Consider the following 19185-nt stretch of genomic DNA (forward strand, 5'->3'; position numbering starts at 1 on the left):
AAAGCCTGACCTACGATTCTGAAGCATGCCAAGTTTCGGGAGGACAGATCATGAGCCGGGCATACCGCATCCGCGTGAAGGAAAACATCAGCCAGGATCTGGCCGCCTCGGATGAGGTGTGTTCCGACTTGGAAATCCTCGAAATCCTCCCCGGCGATGTCATGGCGGACTTGCTGGCGGGTGAACTCAAAGGCCGGGGTTTTGAAGAGAAAGACGGCAAACTCATCCGCGACAAGGACGGCGTCACCGTGGCGGTCGATCCCAAGTCCGGCGAAGTCGGCGTGAAGGCCGTGAAGACGGATCGCGTTGAATTGGAGTCCGAGGCCGAGGGCTGGGGCTACGACGATGTCGGCCCCAAGGAATCCGCAATCAAAAAAAGCCTTGCCGAATCCGCGAAGGCCGACTTGGCCAAGCGGGCGAAGAGACAACAGGACCGCCTGCAAGCCGAGGCCACGGAAGCCCTCGAAGGCGAGATGGCAGACGTTCGCAAAGAACTCAACGACGCCGTCAACGCCGTCACCCGCGAAGCCCTGAAACGCAAGGCCGCCCAGCTTGGCCGCATCAAGGAAATGACCGAAGACGCGGAGGCCGGATCGCTCACGATTAAGGTCGAAGTGTAAGCCGGGTCCGGTCTTCTTGCACGCGCACATCGCACAAAGGAACTCATGTCCAGTTTCATTGCCGAGAAGGATCTCCCCGCCGAGTTGACGCCCGAACAGGCCGTTGAAGCGGCTTATTCCCGCGAACTGGCCGAGGTGGCGTCCAAACTCCATCGCGGTCTGCCCTGCCTGATCGAATGCGACAAGGATCTGGGGCCTTATGTGTTCATGAACCTGCGGGGCCGCCTCCGTCAACATGCGATGGAGTGCGTCTACCTCGACGGCCGGCCAAGGCAGAACGACCAAGCCGGGCCGGTTCCGATGGGATTGATGGCCTTGATGGTGAACCAGTTGCGAGATGCTGTTCGCGGCTCGACTCAAGCGGTGGACAAGAACGGCAATCCCGTGCGCCGGGTCCCGGTGTTGCCTCACTTGGATTTGCTGACGACCAGCCAGGGCGGGCTGACCGGCGAAGCTCGCGAAGTGATCGTGCTTCTTTACGAAAATCCGACCATCGTGTTCCTCGGGTTCAAAGACCCGTCGTTCTCGCTGCCGAAGGTGATTGAAAGCCTGTTTGCCCACCGGGTGAGTTTTCTGGGCCTGAGCCGGGATCGGTTGCGCTATCTGGCCACCCAAAAGGAAAGCCGCAAGTTTGGCCGCGAGTTCAACCCGTGGGGACTTTACAAGTATGTCTCCGGGGTGAATGCCGTCCGTTTGCGGAAACTGCTTAGCACACTCGAAGGTGAAGATTATCCCGCCGATCCGAAGAACGCCTACCGGCAACTCCGGCAGGCCACGCTTACGGGGAACTTGGAAATCCCGGAAGTGAGTCTGGAAAAGGACATCGGCGGCTACACCAAGGTGAAGGCCCGGCTCCGCAAGGAAATCTTGGAAGTGTTGACCAAGCGGGACAGTGCCACCACGGAAGAGGACGCCGCCCGGCTTGAGGAATTGATCCCTCGCGGGATGATTTTCTGGGGACCGCCCGGAACCGGGAAAACTTACTTCGCCAAGGCGATGGCCTCGGCCATCGGCGCCGCCATCACTGTTGTCTCCGGCCCCGAGTTGAAATCAAAGTGGGTCGGCGAATCGGAAGAAAACCTTCGGCAAATATTCCTCAAAGCCCGGCAGTCGGCCCCGGCCATCATCGTGTTTGACGAACTGGATTCGTTCGCCACTGCTCGCGGAACATACAGCGGTTCCGGCGTTGAGCATTCGATGGTCAACCAACTGTTGACCGAGATGGACGGATTCCACAAGGAAGAACTCGTCTTTGTCGTCGGCACCACCAACTTTGTCGAAAGCCTCGACCCCGCCTTGCTGCGACCCGGCCGGTTCGAGTTTCACTTGCACATTCCCTATCCGGACACAGACGACCGGCGGGACATCATCCGCATTTACAACCAGAAAATGCGGCTTCAGATGACCGAAGAGGCCATCGACTTCGTCGTGAAGCGAACCAACGACTTTGTCATCGGGGCAGCCTCCGGCACCCGCTACAGCGGCGACCATTTGAACGCCCTCGCCCGCTCCGTCGCCCGGATGCGATTGCGGGACAACATCACTGGCCCGACCGACCCGGCCTTGGTCGAACGGGCGATGACCGAATACCTTGACCGCCCGAAGATGACGCCGCAAGAACTGAAAGTGCTGGCCACGCACGAAGCCGGGCACGCCGTCGTTTCCCTGCATTGCCCGCACGCCCCCGCCATCGAGCGAATCACGATCGCCAGCGAAATGCAATGGGCCTTCGGCTACGTCAAGCATTCTGACCCGGCCCACAAGTATGTTCAAACGATCAACTTCTATCTCGACATGATTTGTGTCGCCTTGGGGGCAAGGGAAGCCGAGAAGATTTTTCTCAATGATCTCTCCCTTGGGGCCACCGGTGATTTGCATTCGGCCACCTCGATTGCCCGCGAACTGGTGGAAATGCACGGCTACGGCGGGGACGATTTGGTTCAATACCGGCCGATGAACGGCAGCGGCGTTCGACACGCGGACCTCTCGCCAAAAGTGCTGGAAGAACTTGACCACCGGGTGCGCTCCATCGTGGAAGAGCAACGCCAGCGGGCCAGCAACATCGTGCGAGAAAACAAGGACATGATTGCCATGCTCCGCGACATGCTGCTGGAACACAAGACCATCGACGCCAAAACATTGGCGACACTGACGCCGGAGTTGAAACCCAAAGGCAACCTCACCCCCTGATCCCCTCTCCTAAAAGAGAGGGGGAACAAGTGTGTTTTAATGCCTTGTCCGAGCCTGAAGCGTGAGCGAGGGCCACGCTTCCTGAGTGATATGCTGTCCGTTGGGGAAGAACTTCCCCGACCCAAGCGTGGCCCTCGCTCACGCTTCAGGCTCGGAAAGAAGACGGTCTCCCTCTTGCTCCCCCTCTCTGTCAGGAGAGGGGGCCGGGGGGTGAGGTTGGCCGAACAAGTGACCTGCTTAAATTTTTTGGAACACCCATCATGGCCGAACTCACGATCCGTCTCCGCAAAGATCCCGAGACGGGGAAACATGATATCATCATCGACTTGGAATCAGATGCCGACGCTCTGCCTCACGAACATGAAAACATGCACCGCGAAGCCGTTGAAAAACTTCTCGGCAAAGGTAGCGTTGGCAAGGTGATTGTTGAGCGTGAAGGGGAGGCCACCCCGGCCGCCCCCGAGGAAACCGGGCCGGTGGAAGAGCGAAAAGCCCAGACCAACCCCGGCTGACACCCCGGAGAGGAACGCATGTTGACCGACCGTTACGCGGCCGAGTTTGCCGGGTCCAAGGCCCGGTACGAGCAGGCCCGCACCGTGTTTCCCGCCGGGGTGACGCACGATCTGCGGCACATGGAGCCATTCCCGATCTTCGTGGATCGGCAGGTCGGCTCGCGCAAGTGGGACGTGGATGGCCACGAACTCATCGACTATTGGTCCGGTCACGGTTCGATGCTGCTCGGCCACTCGCATCCGGATGTGGTGGCCGCCGTGCAGAAGCAAATGGAGCGAGGCACCCATGCGGGGGGCTGTCACGATCTGGAGGTGGAATGGGGCCGGATGGTGATAAATCTCATCCCCTCGGCCGAAAAGGTCCGGTTCACCGGGTCCGGCACGGAGGCCACGCTGATGGCCCTGCGACTGGCCCGCATCCACACCGGCCGACCCCGATTCCTGAAATTCGCCGGGCATTTTCACGGCTGGCATGACTCTGTCGCGGTTGGGGCCGATGCCCCTTACGACAACCTGACTGTCCCCGGCATCCCCGAATCGGTGGCGTCGAACACGGTGGTGATCCCGCCGAACGACCACGGCTTATTGGAACACACGCTCAAGACCGATCCGACGATTGCGGCGGTGATCCTCGAACCCACCGGCGGCCACTGGGGGGCCGTGCCGATTCGCGGTGAGTTCCTCAAGACCTTGCGGGAACTCACCACCAAACACGGCCAATTGCTGATTTTTGACGAAGTCATCACCGGCTTCCGTGTCTCCCCCGGCGGGGCGCAAGAGCGATACGGCATCAAACCAGACCTCACATCGCTGGCCAAGATTCTCGCGGGTGGCCTCCCCGGCGGGGCGTTGGTTGGGCGGGCCGATGTGTTGGATGTCATTGATTTCCGGCCGGGCAAGCCAAAGATGCGACACCCCGGCACCTACAACGGCAACCCACTATCGGCCGCCGCCGGAATCGCCGCGTTGAAACACGTCGCCACCGGAGAACCGGGAAAGCGGGCCAACGAAACCGGTCGGCAACTCCGCAACCGGCTCAATCGGCTCTTCGCCAAGAACAATTGGCCGTGGGCGGCCTATCTCGATTTCTCGATGTTCCGGTTGATCCCCAACTATCAAGGGCCGCGACCGGGCGATGCCGCCGGGGACAACGACGGATTGATCCCTTACGAGGGAGACTTGAACAAACTCGACGGCCCTCCCGCCAATCCGAAGCTTCGGCATCTGTTCCGGCAGGGCATGTTGCTCGCCGGGGTCGATCTGCCGGGCCTCGCCGGGTGGATCATGGCCACCCACACGGAGGACGATGTGGTGAAGACGGTCAAGGCCGTGGAAACAACGATTGCGGCATTGATGGAGGAAGGGGCGGTTTGATTGGTTGCGGGAAGCCGTTGTCCGGCAATCTCTCCGTGAAGGCATCAAGCAACATCCAATGGCTGCAACGCCCGCCGAGAACGTTTCGCTTGCCGTCCCGCTGTTGCCGGATCGAGGCGTCGCGGACTGGCCGGCAAAGCTCCTTTTTCAAATTCCCGGCGCCGATCTCGTCCGGGTGATCGGCGAGTTTCGCCAACTGACGGGAAAAGATGTCTCGTTCGCCTGGCTGCATAACGACGACAATGCCGTGTTCATCGTCGCCAACCCGCCAATCATCTGGCGGGAACGCCGGATGGAGGAAGCCCGCCGGGACAGCCGTGTCCGTGTCTTCCGGGAATGGGCGTCGGGCGTCTGGCTGGAGTTGGGCTTTGTCCCCGAGTCGCCGTTGCCCGCATCATTTCTCACCCGGCCACCGCATCGGCAACTGTTGATCCGTTCACCGGGGGAACTGCTGGAAATCGGCTCCCTTCCGGTCGATGCCCCTCAACTGTCACTCCGTTTGGCCCGATCTGTCCTCGGATCTGGGCCGGTTCCTGACAAATTCACGCTCACGCCCCGGATGTCCCGGCGGGTGGCCCACGACCCACCCTCGCTCTGGATCATCACGAAAGACGCCCTCGCCCAGCTTTCCCGGCATTGCCGCACGGCGGGGGAACAGACCCTCGCGGCCTTCGAGGTGGCCGTCACGGCGATGGATGGAACGCCCGCCGTGCTGGTCCGGTGTTCGTCGTCCCTGCGGAATCTCCCGGTGTTCGTGGCCAATGCCGAGGCGTATGTGTCGTGGCAAAAACGCTCGAATTTGTTTTTGCCACAGGGCCGGCGTTTGGAACCGCCGTTGCGCCGCGATGTGGTTCTCGACACCCTGAACATGCTGTCGGATCGCATTTACTGGATGGCCGAGACCGGGTCAAGCTGGCGGTTGGAATCGGTCCCGGTTGATTCCTTTCATCCCCTTTCCAAATGGGTCGAGTATCGTTCCCCGCAGGCCGCCAACGTCAGAACCGTGTGGGAACAATCTGATGATTGGGTGACGGAAACATTCGTTGAACGAACCGAACCGGAGCGGGAACGGCGAACGCCCGAACCCGAGCGGACCAATCAGCGGCTGGCCAAGGAAGCCAAGAAAAAGGGGCTGCTGGCACGGGCGGTCGATTGGCTGAAAGCGCCGGGCAAACGCGATTTGGCGGATGTCTCGGAGGAACCCGAGGAAATCCCGGTGGCCGAGGCGGTCCGCACCGCGTTGCGGCAATCCGACCGCTTGCATCACGCCCGGCCGGACGGACCGGGGGGAATCAGCGAGCGTTGCCACCAATTGGAAATGGCGTTCTTTCGCCGCATCGAAAAACCGGACGGTGATCTCGCCGCCGCGTGGACCGAACTGGCCACGGCTTACGATGCGGCCGAGAAGCCGTCCGATGCGGCCCTGTGCTGGCTCAATGCCTTGTGGGGCGACCGGGCCAGCCCGCCGTTGTGGGCTTGGGGTTGGTTGCGGGCCGCCGCGCGGGATGCCCACTTGGATGCGAAACTGGCCGACCCGGCGGAATGGCTGGCGGCCACCCCGACCGCCAATCTCACTCGGGCCCTCGCGGCATGGGTCGTCTGGGCTTCCCGCCAATCGCCGACGTCCGAGGGGTTGTCCCGGCGGGCCGTCGAACTTCAAAACCATCTGCGGGCCAACGAACACTGGCTCCCCGTGCGGGCGGCGTGGCTGGCCCAGGGGGCGCTGGCAAAGTTCAACCGGGGGGATGTTCTCGCCCTTGCCCGCACGCGAGACCGACTCGCCGAGCGATTGCTCGGAGCCGGGTTGAGCCTCGAACTGGACACGCCGCCATTTTTGCGATTCGGGGACGAGGAAAGCAGGAACCGCCACCACGAGGCCAGTCGCTGGCTGGAGGAAAAGCGCCGGCCGATCCGGCAGTGGATCACGGGGCTGGCCTCCAAGCCGTTGGTGGCCGACAAGAACTCCATCCCATCGGGAATTCTGCTGGAAAGCGGACTGGAGCCGGAACGGATTAACACGGCCAGGTATGTGGATTTATTGATCGGATGGGGGCTTACCCGGTTGTCGGAATCTCTGCGGGGAGAGGCGGTCATCAAGCAGGCCGACGAGGGGTTCCCGGTCGCGGACCCGGTGCATGGACTGATCCGCGAAGCCTTCGAGCATCGCTTGCGGAACCTCCGGGACGGCCGTTCGGCACGCCTGCCGTTGCCGCCGGAATGGCACGCCCGCCGGGAACAACTGCCGGGGATGGAACGCTACTTCGCGGACAAGTTTTTCGAGAGTTCCCGCGTGCTGCAACCCAACCCGCCGCCGTCGGCTTATCTGGAGGCCGTGTTCCAAAAAGCCCGGCAAACCGGCCCGACCACGTTCACCCTCAATCGGTTGAACACCGCCGCGCTGAATGAACGCTTGCCGGATATTTTGCAGAGGGAAGTTTCCCAGCGGGGCGCGACCGTGGAACTGGCCCGCCTCGCCGGGGATGCCTTGCGACGGGTGACGGAACTGCAACCGGAGACGATCGAGACGCTTTTCGGGCTGCTGCCAACGGCTCTCGACGCGACCCGGTCGGCGCCGGTTGAATGGGCCGGTCTCATCGAACACGGCCTCGCCGCCGCCTCTTATGCGGACCGCCCCGATCTCGCCCGGTTGTTCGTGCAGGAATTGCTTTCCCCGGCGAAAGCCCCCGCCGGGCCGGACTTGCCGGAGGCGATGACTTCACAGGCGTTCCGCAGCCTGCGCCGCATGGGGTTGAAGACCGAGGCCGACCGCGTGTTGCATCATCTGGCGGGGAACGTCACCCAAGGAATGTCGTACTCGAAACTCCGCAAAACCCGGCCGATGGAATGGCCCGGCTTGCTGCGAACGATGCTGCATGTGGCCGCCGGTTGGTACTACGCGGGGCGCGACGAGCAAGCATATGCCGTGCTGGAAGAGGCCAAGACCGACCTTTACGACGCCGAAACCACGCCGGTGAACCGCACCCGGCTGGCAATGGCTTACGTGCAAACGCTGGGGCAGGCCCCCTTTCGCGTGGCCCTCGGCCGGTTGGACGAAATGTTCCAGCGTCTTTCCGGATTGCATGTCCGGGGAACGGCGAATCGCTATTTCTGCCTGCCCGCGTTACAACTGGTGGAGGCCGGTGTGCGGGCCGTGGTGGCCGACGACCTCGCCGCCGGTCCCGGCGTGCGAGCCTGGCTGGACACGGACGAATTCTCCGTGCGCCAACGCATCCGTGATGAACTGGCCGAATCAATGAAGACACAAGGATTGGCCGGGATGTGAGCTGAAAGATTCCGGTTAATTATCGCTGAAATCCGGCGGAAACTTCCGGCCGGACGGTGTCGGGGTGACAGGGAGTTGTTCGCCGACCATGCCGTGGAATCCGGCGAGGAGCAATCTGGCCCGAGTCATCACGCAGGTGGTTTCCAGAAGTTCTTGCTTTTGTTGCGGGGGCATGGGCAGGGCAAAAGCCAGCACATCGCACAGGTGGCCGAGGGGAAGCTCGCCTTTGAAAAGGGCGAGAACTTGCGTCCGAACGGTTTCGTCTTTGAATCGCGGAATCATCTTTTCGGAAAGCATCGTGCGGAGACGCATCAATTCGGTCACGTCCTCCGGCACATTATCCGGCAAAATCTCCACGCGGGCGGCCCGGTAAAGTTTGTCCGTGTCCAGTTCTTCAATAATGCGAACGCGGGAAACACCTCGCAGCAACAAGTTGTATCGACCGTCCGGCAACAGTTGATCGGCGACGACCCGGCCGAGGCAGGCCACCGGGCGAATGGTCGGCTTGTGATCATATTTTTCTTCCCAATCATCCCCGAGCATCACCAGGGCGATGAACTTGTCCGTGGCGAGGGTGTCGGCGGCCATTTGCCGATAGCGAGGCTCGAAAATATGCAGGGCCTGCACCGTGTGCGGGAAAAAGACAAGGCCGGGAAGCGGAAACAATCTCGCCACGCCGTCGAACTGGTCGGGATCGGGCAGGTCTGCGTGCATCATACCTTGCGGGGTGACACGTGGGGATCGGGTCGGGGGCGGTTATTCATTCGGGCGGATCACGATAATCGGCAACAAGTCGGCGAGCAAAACCGGGCTGGCCGATGGCGGGTCGCAACGAAACTCGGCCAACGCGGCCGCCATCGACTCCCAAAATCCGATGATATCCACGCCCCAATGGCTCGACCCATAGGTGGTCATGTAACGCTTTGCGGATTCAAAGAGCCGGCAAGCCCCGCGGGCATTGCCATTACCCGAATGATAGGCACACACGGCCGCCTGGATCAATGCCTGCACGAATCGGCGATCCGGCCCGGCCATCTCATGCCAGAGGTCTTCCCAAACCTCATGGGCCTCGAAGAAATCGCGGCCATTGAAGAGGCGAATGCCTTCCGCAAACCGGGGATCGTCGGCGGGGTCCATATCGGCTGTCATCAGGCCAGTGTTCGTCACATCGCAGTTGTTTCGACGCGAAGCGATCCAAAACGACCCCGAATCGGTTCGTTTTTTGGTCGAAATGAGACATGTTTGAACATCCGGCAAGCAAAACCCCTCAAGACGGGGAACGATTGATGATTTGCTTTCATGCCTGTCTGTCAAAACACAAATCTGAGAACTGTTTTGCGATCTTTCCAATTCAACACTTGCGTTCCGGTCTGATTTCGCCTAAATTCATCGCTGGCCTGCCTTTGGTCCTGATTGCGGACCGTCCATACCCAATAGAACCGCCCAGACCGACCATCCCTGAACCTCTTCCGGGTTTCGTTGACATGTCCGAGACAAACGACGTTCAAATGCTGGAAAAACTCCGCGACGCCCACAAGCGGATGCGGGCGGAGATCGGCAAGGTCATCGTCGGCCAGGAGGCCGTCGTCGATCAACTCCTCATGGCCATCTTCTGCCGAAGCCACGCCCTCCTGATGGGGGTGCCCGGTCTGGCCAAGACCTTGATGGTCAGCACACTCTCGAACGCGCTCGACATGAGTTTCAAGCGCATCCAGTTCACACCCGACTTGATGCCGACCGACATCACCGGGACGGAAGTGATTCAGGACGACCCGGTCACCCGGCAGCGGGTGTTCAAGTTCCTCCCCGGCCCGATCTTCGCCAACATCGTATTGGCTGACGAAATCAACCGGACGCCGCCGAAGACGCAAGCCGCCTTGCTCGAAGCCATGCAGGAACGCAAGGCCTCCATCGGCGGGGTCGATCACCCGATGATGAACCCGTTCTTCGTGCTGGCCACCCAAAACCCGATCGAGCAGGAAGGAACCTACCCCCTGCCCGAAGCCCAGCTTGACCGCTTCCTGTTCCTTATCAAAGTGGATTATCCCACGGACGACGAGGAAGAACAAATCATGCGGCTTGGCACGTCCGACAACAAGGTCAAGGTCAGCCCGGTGCTGCATGCCGAGGACATCATCGGCCTGCAACAAGTGGTTCGCCGGGTTCCCGTGTCCGACCTGATCTTTAAGTTTGCCAAGCGCATCACCCGCCTGAGCCGCCCCGGCACGCCGGACGCCGCCCCGTTCGCCACCAAATGGCTGACATGGGGAGCCGGACCTCGCGCGAGCATGAACCTGATCCTCGCCGCCAAGGCCCATGCCGTTTTGCGAGGCAGCAATCATGTGTCCGGCGAGGACATCGTCGCCGTGGCGACGCCGATTCTCCGCCACCGGATCATCGTGAACTTCAGCGCCCAGAGCGAGGGAATCACGGTGGACGATATCATCAAGAAACTGGTGAAAGCGGCGGCTCAGGAGTTTGCGACGACTTGATGCTCTCTGCGAGAGAGTGTTCCAAGTTTCAAGTTCCAACTTGCAAGTTGAAAAATTGACTTGCAAAAGCCTCCAAACCGCTAGGCAGATCGCTGAAATTTGAGTTGGCAAGGTTATCTCAACGGAGTTTGGGATGGCGACTTGGAATCGATTTGAAGACATGGAGGTTTGGCAAAAAGCAAGGGTGTTGTCCGCGAGAATTCACGGGATGACAATGCAAGGAGCGTGTTCCAAAGATTTTGCATTTGTCAGACAGATTCGATCCGCTGCCGTTTCGATCATGTCAAATATTGCGGAGGGTTTTGAGCGGGATGGGAACAGAGAGTTTATCCAGTTCCTTTCCATTGCCAAAGGATCAACCGGAGAAGTTCGCTCGCAATTGTACAGTGCGCTTGATGTGGGTTATTCCAGCCCCGAGAATTTTGAAGAACTCTATCTGATGACCGTTGAAATCGGACGAATGCTCAGCGGTTTAATGAAATACCTTCAGCAAGTGGATATGAAAGGCCGGAAATTCCAATGATGTTTTGCCGATTGTGAACGCCAATGGTTTTCCAATTTGGAGCATGAATGTTGGAAAACGAGTAATGTCAATGGTTTTTCAACTTGGAACATGAAAGTTAGAACTTGGAACTCACCCACCCGAAACAACAATACGGCAACAGAGATTTCTTCCGCGATGGCTAACTATCTCGATCCGAAAACCATTTCCCGCGCCGAAGCCTTGGGCTTGAAAGCCCGAGCCGTCGTCGAGGGCCTTCGTGTCGGGGATCATAAGTCTCCGTTTCGCGGGTTCTCGGTGGAGTTTGTCCAGCACCGAGAATACGTGCCGGGGGATGACACGCGGCATATCGACTGGAAAAGCTATGCCCGCAGCGAGCGGTACACGATCAAGCAGTACGAACAGGAAACGAACTATGCCGCTCATGTGATGTTGGATTCTTCCCTCTCCATGCGGTACGGCGAGGGGGAGGCCAACAAGCTTGAGTATGCGAAGTTGCTGACGGCCACGCTGGCTTATGTCGTCATTCGGCAACGCGATAGCATGGCGCTCAACGTGTTTGACAATGCCTGGCGGGAGCAACTGCAAGCCAGCAGCAACATGACGCAGATCACCACGCTGCTGCACACGCTTGATGCGTTGAAGCCGCGTGAAAAGACGGACATGGGGCCTCTCTTGGAGCAGTTGGCTGACCGGGTTCGCCGTCGGGGGTTGATCTTCATCATCTCCGATTGTTTTGACGATGTTGAATCTGTGTTGAAGGGCCTTCGCCACCTGCGATTTCAAGGGCATGATGTCACCCTGTTCCATGTGATGCACCCGGACGAAATCGACTTTCCCTTCACCGGGAACACCAAGTTCGACGGCTTGGAAATCCCGGAAGAGATCAAAACCCGCCCCCACCTGATCCGGCCCGCTTACTTGAAGGCCGTGCAAAGCTATCTGGAACAACTGCAAAAAGGCTGCGACGCCTTCCGCGTGGATTATGTTCGACTGAACACCACCACGCCGCTGACGGAAGCATTGACGCCGTACTTGGTGAGACGGTTGCAGATGGGCCGATTGTGAGAAACATGGAGGCTTATGGGAAAACCGCCCGCAACTCTCCTTTTGCGTGTCCCGGAGAGCGAACTCGGCAAAGTGACCATTTGGTGGGAACGACTTTCCGAAAATGAGAGATTGGAACTGTCCCATTTGTGTGACCCAAGGCAGGAAACATGTTTTTTCGGAGTCGTGGCGAATCAAATAACGGATGAATTGCCTGTTGTGGTCAGCCGCAATTTCTCCCCGAATGATGACGCTTGGCGAACTGATGAATGGGAAGATGACTGGCGGGAGTATCTTTGGGAGCATGCTGAAAGTCTGCGAATGTTGTCGATGTGCCAAGAAGGAAGTTGGCTTATCGGTGGAATTCTCAATGTGTTTGTGGATTGGAAGTTGGTTGATTTCAAGCTGACTGAGATGCCACCGTCGGAACATCGATTGGCAGGTTGTGCGAACAAGTAAATTCCAAGTGGATCAACGATGGGTTTTCTGGCTTCGAGCATGTTGTTTGGCGTGGCGGCGGCGGGGATTCCGCTGGCGTTGCACTTCTTCTATCGCGCCCGGTACAAGCCGGTGCCGTGGGGGGCCATGCAGTTTTTGAAGCTGGCCGTCGAGCAGACCAGCCGACGGTTGCGGTTTCAGGAACTGATCCTGTTGTTGCTCCGCATTTTGGTCGTGGCCTTGCTGGCGATGGCGCTCTCCCGGCCGGTCATGTGTTCGGGGGTGACGGCCGGGAACCGGGGCGAGGCCGTCGATGCGGTGTTCATCATCGACATCTCGTACAGCATGAACGCCCAAGAGAACATCACCCGGCTGGAGATGGCCAAGCAAGCCGCCTTGAAGGTGACTGACGACTTGCCGCCGAATTCCACCGTGCAGGTCATCACGACGACCGACCGGGCCGTGGCCGCCGGGCCGAAGTCGCCGCGTAATCTGGATCAGGCCAAATTGCTGATTCAAAATCTCAAGTCCACCGCCCAATCGACGGATTATCTGGCCGGGTTCACCGAGGCGGTCTCTGCCTTCGCACGGGCCGAGGGGAACGCCAAAGAAGCGTATCTGTTCAGCGACATGTCCCGTGGCGGCTGGGAGCGGCAGTCGGCCGCGATCCGGGCCAAGTGCGAAGAACTCAAAGCCATCGGCACCTTGTATCTGGTACGATGCGGCGGTCAGTCCATCAAGAATGTGAGCATTCTCGACCTGCGGCCGCAGACCGATATTCCGCACACCGGGTCGCGGATGCCGTTCACAGTGATTGTCAAAAACACCAGTTCAGAAACCGTCAACGGACTGACCGTCACGCTGAAGGTGGACGGCAAGCCGCTTGACAAAGACGCCCAACCGATTGAAAAGCTCGGGCCGGGAGAAACAAAGCCGGTTACCCTCACCGGCAAGATCGACGAGGCCGGTTGGCGGGTGCTGACGGCCGAAGTGAAAAGCGATCAGTTGGCTGACGACAACACCCTCGACCGCGTGATCCTTGTGCGGGAGAAGGTTCGCGTGTTGGTGATCGACGGCTCGCCGAACGACCGCGAACCGGAAAAAGCCGGCAGCTTCTTTGTGGGTCATGCCCTTTTGCCGGTGCCCGAAGAATATCGGCTTCAATACCACGTCCGGCCGACCATCGTGAAGGCTTCCGACGTGTCGCCCGGAATGCTGGCCGATCAGGAAGTGTGCATCATGTTGAACGTCCCCCTCGGCGGGGCCGGGGCCTTGCCCGCCGATGTCGTGCAACGGCTTGGCGAGTTCGTCCGCGAGGGGCACGGGCTGTTTGTTTCCTCCGGGCCGAACGTCGAAAAGAATACGTACAACCGCGTGCTTGGGCCGACGGGCGCCGACCTGTTGCCGATTGAATTGGGAGATGTGTACGAAGCGGCCAAGGACAAACCGTTCTTCCCCGATCCGAACAGCATCGACCTGCAATCCTTCCTCGCCCGCTTCCGGCTCTCGGCGAACGATCCGTTCCTGCAAATCCGCGAAGCGTTTGTGCAAAAGGCTTTACAAACTGTGGAACCACAAGGGGAGCAAGCGAAGGCCGCCGGGCGGGTGTTGATGCGGTTCAACGATGGCAAACCGGCCCTGATTTCCAAGCGGGTTGGCGAGGGAGAAGTGTTGTTCCTCACCACTAGTCTGGACAAAGATTGGGGCTTTTTCGCCACCAACCTGACGTTCCAGCCGTTCATTCACGGGGCCATGACGCACCTGATTGAACGCTCGACCACCGGATATAACAAGATCGCCGGAGAATCGATCCGATATTCGCCGAAGGATGCCACGAAGACCTATCAAGTGATCCGGCCGGACGGCACAAAGGAAACCCTCGGCAAGCCAGTCGGCGGGGCCAACGAGCAATTGGCCCTGACCATCCCAAGCACCAGTCAGGCGGGGATTTACACGATTGTCGAGTCGGGGGCCGAAACAGGCGTGCGATTCGCCGTCGCCCCGGACCTTCGCGAAAGCGAGACGATGGACCCGCTGCCCGATTCGCAGATCGACGACCTGCTCGGTTTCAAACCGGAGCATCTGAACTCCGGGGAAGAAGCCTCGCAAAAGGCCGACAGCGTGCGAAATCGGAACGAATGGACGATCACGGTGTTGCTAATGGTGCTGCTCTTGGCGGGATTGGAAACCGGGTTTGCGTGGTTCTGCGGCAAGGCTTGGTAATCATCTGAATGCTTGAGAGTCTGATGAACTGTCCGCTTCTGTTTGCCGAAATCGTCTCCCGCGGGTCGTTCCCGTTGTGGATGGCCATCTTGTTGGTCGTGGTGTCGCTGGCCATTGGATTCGGGTTTTATTTCACCGAATCGATGAAGATCAGCACGCCTCGGCGAATCGGCCTGGCCGTGATGCGGTCGCTCATTCTCATCGCTGTCGTCTGGCTGCTCCGCAAACCCGTCTGGGTGTCGGATGTCACCACCAATAAGCAACGCCCGGTCGTGTTGCTCGCGGACAACAGCCAGAGCATGACCCTCAAAGACCCCCGGCTCACGCTTGGCGATCAAATGCGCGTGGCCATTGCCCGCGACTTGGTGGCCCCGGAATTCGGGCTAAACTCCCCCCCCTCGCCGGACACGGTGCCGACAGACAAGCCCTCCCGGCTGGAAGTGTTGAAGAAGACGCTCGAAAACCCCCGGCTTGATCTTGTGAACAAGTTGCGGCCGGTCGGGCCGATTCAGCCGTATTTGTTTGGCTCCAAGACTCGCGGCTTTGCCGATTCGCCCAAGAACGACTGGCTGGCGAATCTCACCGCCGAAGATCCCAGGAGCCAGATCACCGACACGATCACCGACCTGTTCCAACGGGATGAAAAAGACCTCCCCGCCGCCATCGTCCTGATGACCGACGGCCGGGACAACGGCAGCACGGCCCAATGGGAGGATGTGATTGCCGAGGCCAAACGGCTTGGCATTCCCATCAATGTCTACGGCATCGGCGGCTCAGCCCAAGGCTTCTTGCAACTGAAGGACGCGACGATCCAAGACACGATCTTCGTCGAAGACACGGTCACCGTTCCCGTGCGATATTGGGTGCAGGGCATCAAGGCCGGTGAGGCCGAACTGACACTCACCCTCGGCGGCCGCACGGTCGCCACCAAACGGGTTCCCATCCGGGACGGGCAGGAAGCCAATGAGACGCTTTCGTTCACGCCAACCAAGGAAGACGCCAACTCGCCGAAACAGGAAATGGTTGTCACCGTGAAGGTGACGCAGGGAACCGAAAGCCTGGAAGACCGCTTCGCCAAGGTGGTGCGCGTCGCCGACCGCAAAGTGAAGATGCTCTTTGTGGAGAGCAACCCGCGTTGGGAATTCAAGTTCATGCAGCGGGCCTTCGTGCGGGACCGCCGTGTGGAGCCGACGTTTATCGTCATCAACGGGGATCGCAAGGCACTGGAATCCGGGGCGCCGTTCCTGCCGAACTTCCCGGACACCCGGAAGGATTTGTTCGCGTTCGACTTGCTGGTCATCGGGGATGTGGACGCGAATTACTTCACCGGCGAACAGCGAAACTGGATCAAGGACTTTGTGACGGAAGGGGGCGGCCTCGTCGTCCTCGCCGGCCGGTTGCATGCCCCGGCAAGCTGGCTCAACACGCCGTTGGCCGAGGTGTTGCCCGTCGAGATTCCCGCCATCAAGTTCCCGGTGGACGACAACAAACGCCCGGCCGAGTTCAAGCCGCAACTCAACGATTTCGGCCGTCGAAGCTCGATCATGAGCCTTGCCGACGACTCGACGGAAAACGCCAAGATTTGGAACGAGCTTCCCGGCTTTTACTGGCATTACCCGGTGACGAAACTTCGCCCGGCCGCGATGTCGCTGCTTGACCACCCGAAAGAAAAGATTGTTGATGACAAGCCGATGCCGCTGATCGCCATGCAGTATTACGGCAAAGGGCTGGTTTACTTCTCAGCCATCGACGAAACGTGGCGCTGGCGGTTCAACGAGGCCGACAAGTATTTCTCCCGCTATTGGGGCCAGGTGGTCTACGCCATCGGCCTGCCGCACACGCTCGGGGCCAAGTCGGCCCAACTGGCGCTGGCGGGGGGCGAGGCGTTGCTCGGCAAACCCGGCACGGTGTTCGCCCGGTTGTTCACTTCTGAATTTCGGCCATTGACCAAAGAGCGGGTAACGGCCACCATTGAACGGCTTGACGGCGGTCCGAATGATGAAAAATATCGCACGGTGACCTTCGAGGCCGTGCCGAACCAACCCGGAGAATACACCGCCACGCTGCCGAACGACCGCACCGGCCGATACGCCCTGCGAGTGGAGAGCGGTTCTGAACAATCAACGCTCGACTATCGCGTGAGCCTGCCGCCGGAACACGAACTTGCCCCCGGCGTGATGAACGAATCAACGCTGCGAAGCCTCGCCGAGCAAACTGGCGGCAAGTTCTACCGCGAGGAAGACTTGTTCAAACTCCCCGGCGATGTGAAACCGCAGACGGTCAGCCTGACGCAACGCCGGGAAGTCCTCCTTTGGACAAGTTGGTATGTGTGGGGGGCGATCATCGGGTTGTTCACGCTGGAATGGCTGGTGCGGAAGTTTGCGAACATGAGTTAGCAAAGAATTCGCGTCGCGGCCTCACGATCAAGCAATGAGTAACAGATAAAATCATGGCGGCTATTGTTCCCCAAATCGGTCTCTCCAAGTTATCCTCCCTTCGCGGGCGGGAACAGCTTTACCATGCCGCTTGGGGCGTTGTCCGGTGGGTCAGTCTGGCCCTTGTGTTGCTGGCCGTCACCACGTTCATTGACTGGCGAATTGACAAGGTTCGGGAAACCCCGCAATGGGTTCGCGTGCCGTTGTCGTTGATTCAGTTTGCCGTCTTGGGTTTCGCCGGGTGGCATTGGCTGGCCAAGCCGTGGATGCGGGGGCCGTCCATCGTCAAACTGGCCCGGCGGGTCGAGGAGCGTTACCCGGAGTTCGGGCATCGACTCGTCACGTCGATTCAGTTGAACAAGGCCAACGCCGACACTCGCGGGATGTCTCCGCTGCTGATCGAAAACTTAACGAAGGAATCGGAAGACATCGCCCGGCGGCATGACTTCGTCGCCCTCGCGGATTCCCGCCGATTGAAATGGGCCGGGTCGCTGGTGGCCGTGCCGCTGTTGTTGTTCGCGGTGATGTTGTTGCTTTATGGCCCGACGCTGTTCGGCGTGCTGGTCAAACGGCAACTGTTTGCCAGCGCCGAGATTCCCCGGTTCCATCAACTGGAAAACCTCACCCCCGGCTTGTGGCCCGCCGGGGATGAAGTGACGTTGGAATTCGCCGTCGCCGGTGGCCGCATTGATGAAAGCGAAATCGGCCGGGCGTGGGTGAAGCCGGAAAACCTTCCGGCCGACAATTACGAATTGAAGTTCTCCCGCTATCTCGACGACGGCCGCCCGGTGTTCGCCGCCCGCGTGCCGCACTCATCGGTGAACTTCCGGCATCGGGCGTGGATCGGCGACGGCCGGACCAAGCAGGCTTACGAGGTGCGGTTTGAACCCCGCCCGGTCATCACCCGCACGGATGCCTGGGTTCGGCTTCCGAAGTTCCTCGGGAACAAGCCGGATGGCGGCCCCTACGAAACTTACCAGTCCCAAGGGGACATCGCCGGGTTGCCCAACTCGATGGCCCGCGTCCGGGTGTGCGCCCAGAAGGCCCTCTCCGAGGCAACACTCATTCTGATCGCTCGCGGGACCGACGGCACCAGCGAAGTCGTGAAGAAAGAAGAACGCATGAACCTGCGGGATGAAGAACAAACTCCCGAAGGCGCCGCCCAATTTCCGGCCGAACTGACCTTTGATTTGACACCCGACCTGATCGCCTACCGAGTGGAGGTCAAGGACGTCCACGGTTTCGCCAACTCGACGCCTCCTCGCCGGGGCATCCTGCTCGCCCCGGATGAGGCACCGATGGTTCGATTGCTGCAAGAACGTTATGCGGAACTCGGCGGTAATTCTTCGGATGAAGACGTGATTGACGGTTTGCCGATTCCCTTGGGGGGGCAGATTCCGGTGGCCTATACGAGCCGCTCCCCGCAAGGGGTATCGAAGGGTGTTTTGCGTTACCGCATCAACGAAAAAGGCCCGTGGCTGGCTTTCCCGCTGACCACTGTGGAAGAAACCGAAAAAACCGGCCCGTTCAATCCGCTGACCGGAGGATTCCAAAAAACCGGCTACGGCGAACAGGTCCAGTTTCACCCGGCCAAATCGTCCGACCGGGAATCCACCCCGGACTACCTGACCGGCGGCGGCCGTTTCGATTTCCAGACCGCCCAACTGACCAAAGTGACCGATGAGGGCAAAACGACCAAACTGGAGGTCGGCGACCACGTCGAATTCTATGTTGAGGTGTTTGACCGAAATCCGAAATTGGCGAAGGACGGCAAACCCCGCCCCCCCGGAAAGTCCGAAGTGCGGATGAAGGAAATCCTCAGCGCCTCCGACGTGTTGCTGCGGCTTGACCAGACCCGGCAAGCCGAGGGGAAAATCCGGGACATTGAACAAAAGCAGCGAAGTATTTTCGGCGTGCCGGTGGCACCGGGAAAACGGTGACCGGACAAAAAGCGAGTTTCCGGTAACGGAGAGAAAAACGCTCTTGCATTCGCCTGAAAGTAAACGGATACTGTGAAGGTTGTATGTTGTGGGATTCTCTCCCGCCTTTCAATCCCGCCAGAACGCCCG

The 19185-nt window shown here is 59.7% G+C and carries 14 protein-coding genes; 12 read left to right on the plus strand and 2 right to left on the minus strand.

The genetic code is table 11. The annotated features are described in order from the left end of the window. Positions 1 to 50: 50 nt before the first annotated feature. From BGIM_RS0132055 to BGIM_RS0132075, 5 genes are all read left to right on the plus strand, one after another. Positions 51 to 620 carry a hypothetical protein gene (locus BGIM_RS0132055; protein ID WP_020473750.1) on the plus strand — a complete coding sequence of 190 codons (570 nt, stop codon included), beginning with the start codon at positions 51 to 53 and terminating at the stop codon, positions 618 to 620. Positions 621 to 665: 45 nt separating this feature from the next. Next, on the plus strand, positions 666 to 2810 hold the full coding sequence (locus tag BGIM_RS0132060) for an AAA family ATPase (protein ID WP_020473751.1): 2145 nt from the start codon (positions 666 to 668) through the stop codon (positions 2808 to 2810). A 260-nt stretch (positions 2811 to 3070) separates the two neighbouring features. Continuing rightward, on the plus strand, positions 3071 to 3322 hold the full coding sequence (locus BGIM_RS0132065) for a hypothetical protein (RefSeq protein WP_020473752.1): 252 nt from the start codon (positions 3071 to 3073) through the stop codon (positions 3320 to 3322). An 18-nt stretch (positions 3323 to 3340) separates the two neighbouring features. Next, positions 3341 to 4696, plus strand: coding sequence for an aspartate aminotransferase family protein (locus tag BGIM_RS0132070; RefSeq protein WP_020473753.1), 1356 nt, complete (start codon positions 3341 to 3343; stop codon positions 4694 to 4696). A gap of 58 nt (positions 4697 to 4754) precedes the next feature. Beyond that, a complete protein-coding gene (locus BGIM_RS0132075) occupies positions 4755 to 7979 on the plus strand; it encodes a hypothetical protein (protein WP_157369587.1) in 3225 nt (1074 codons plus the stop codon). 15 nt (positions 7980 to 7994) lie between these two features. Here the strand turns inward: BGIM_RS0132075 and BGIM_RS53510 are convergent, their stop codons facing one another. Both BGIM_RS53510 and BGIM_RS0132085 read right to left on the minus strand, forming a co-directional pair. After that, a complete protein-coding gene (locus tag BGIM_RS53510) occupies positions 7995 to 8696 on the minus strand; it encodes an LON peptidase substrate-binding domain-containing protein (protein WP_052640084.1) in 702 nt (233 codons plus the stop codon). A gap of 39 nt (positions 8697 to 8735) precedes the next feature. Then, on the minus strand, positions 8736 to 9128 hold the full coding sequence (locus BGIM_RS0132085; protein ID WP_040891132.1) for a DUF309 domain-containing protein: 393 nt from the start codon (positions 9126 to 9128) through the stop codon (positions 8736 to 8738). Between the two features lie 335 nt (positions 9129 to 9463). Here BGIM_RS0132085 and BGIM_RS0132090 point away from each other — a divergent pair, with 335 nt between their 5' ends. From BGIM_RS0132090 to BGIM_RS0132120, 7 genes are all read left to right on the plus strand, one after another. Continuing rightward, entirely contained in the window at positions 9464 to 10471 is a 1008-nt protein-coding gene (locus BGIM_RS0132090) for an AAA family ATPase (RefSeq protein WP_040891060.1), read from the plus strand. A gap of 133 nt (positions 10472 to 10604) precedes the next feature. Next, complete coding sequence (locus tag BGIM_RS0132095) at positions 10605 to 10994, plus strand: four helix bundle protein (RefSeq protein ID WP_020473758.1); 390 nt, start codon at positions 10605 to 10607, stop codon at positions 10992 to 10994. A gap of 156 nt (positions 10995 to 11150) precedes the next feature. After that, entirely contained in the window at positions 11151 to 12041 is an 891-nt protein-coding gene (locus tag BGIM_RS0132100; RefSeq protein WP_020473759.1) for a DUF58 domain-containing protein, read from the plus strand. A gap of 72 nt (positions 12042 to 12113) precedes the next feature. Continuing rightward, positions 12114 to 12479, plus strand: a complete 366-nt coding sequence (locus BGIM_RS0132105; protein WP_157369588.1) for a hypothetical protein — start codon at positions 12114 to 12116, stop codon at positions 12477 to 12479. Positions 12480 to 12497: 18 nt separating this feature from the next. Beyond that, complete coding sequence (locus BGIM_RS0132110) at positions 12498 to 14681, plus strand: BatA domain-containing protein (protein WP_020473761.1); 2184 nt, start codon at positions 12498 to 12500, stop codon at positions 14679 to 14681. Positions 14682 to 14704: 23 nt separating this feature from the next. Then, positions 14705 to 17077: a hypothetical protein gene (locus tag BGIM_RS0132115; protein ID WP_020473762.1), complete on the plus strand. Its 2373-nt coding sequence runs from the start codon at positions 14705 to 14707 to the stop codon at positions 17075 to 17077. Positions 17078 to 17130: 53 nt separating this feature from the next. Next, the gene (locus BGIM_RS0132120; protein ID WP_020473763.1) at positions 17131 to 19056 is read left to right on the plus strand and encodes a hypothetical protein; all 1926 of its coding nucleotides are present in this window, start codon (positions 17131 to 17133) and stop codon (positions 19054 to 19056) included. Positions 19057 to 19185: the final 129 nt, after the last annotated feature.

The sequence above is a fragment of the Zavarzinella formosa DSM 19928 genome (genome assembly GCF_000255705.1).
GTDB lineage: Bacteria > Planctomycetota > Planctomycetia > Gemmatales > Gemmataceae > Zavarzinella > Zavarzinella formosa.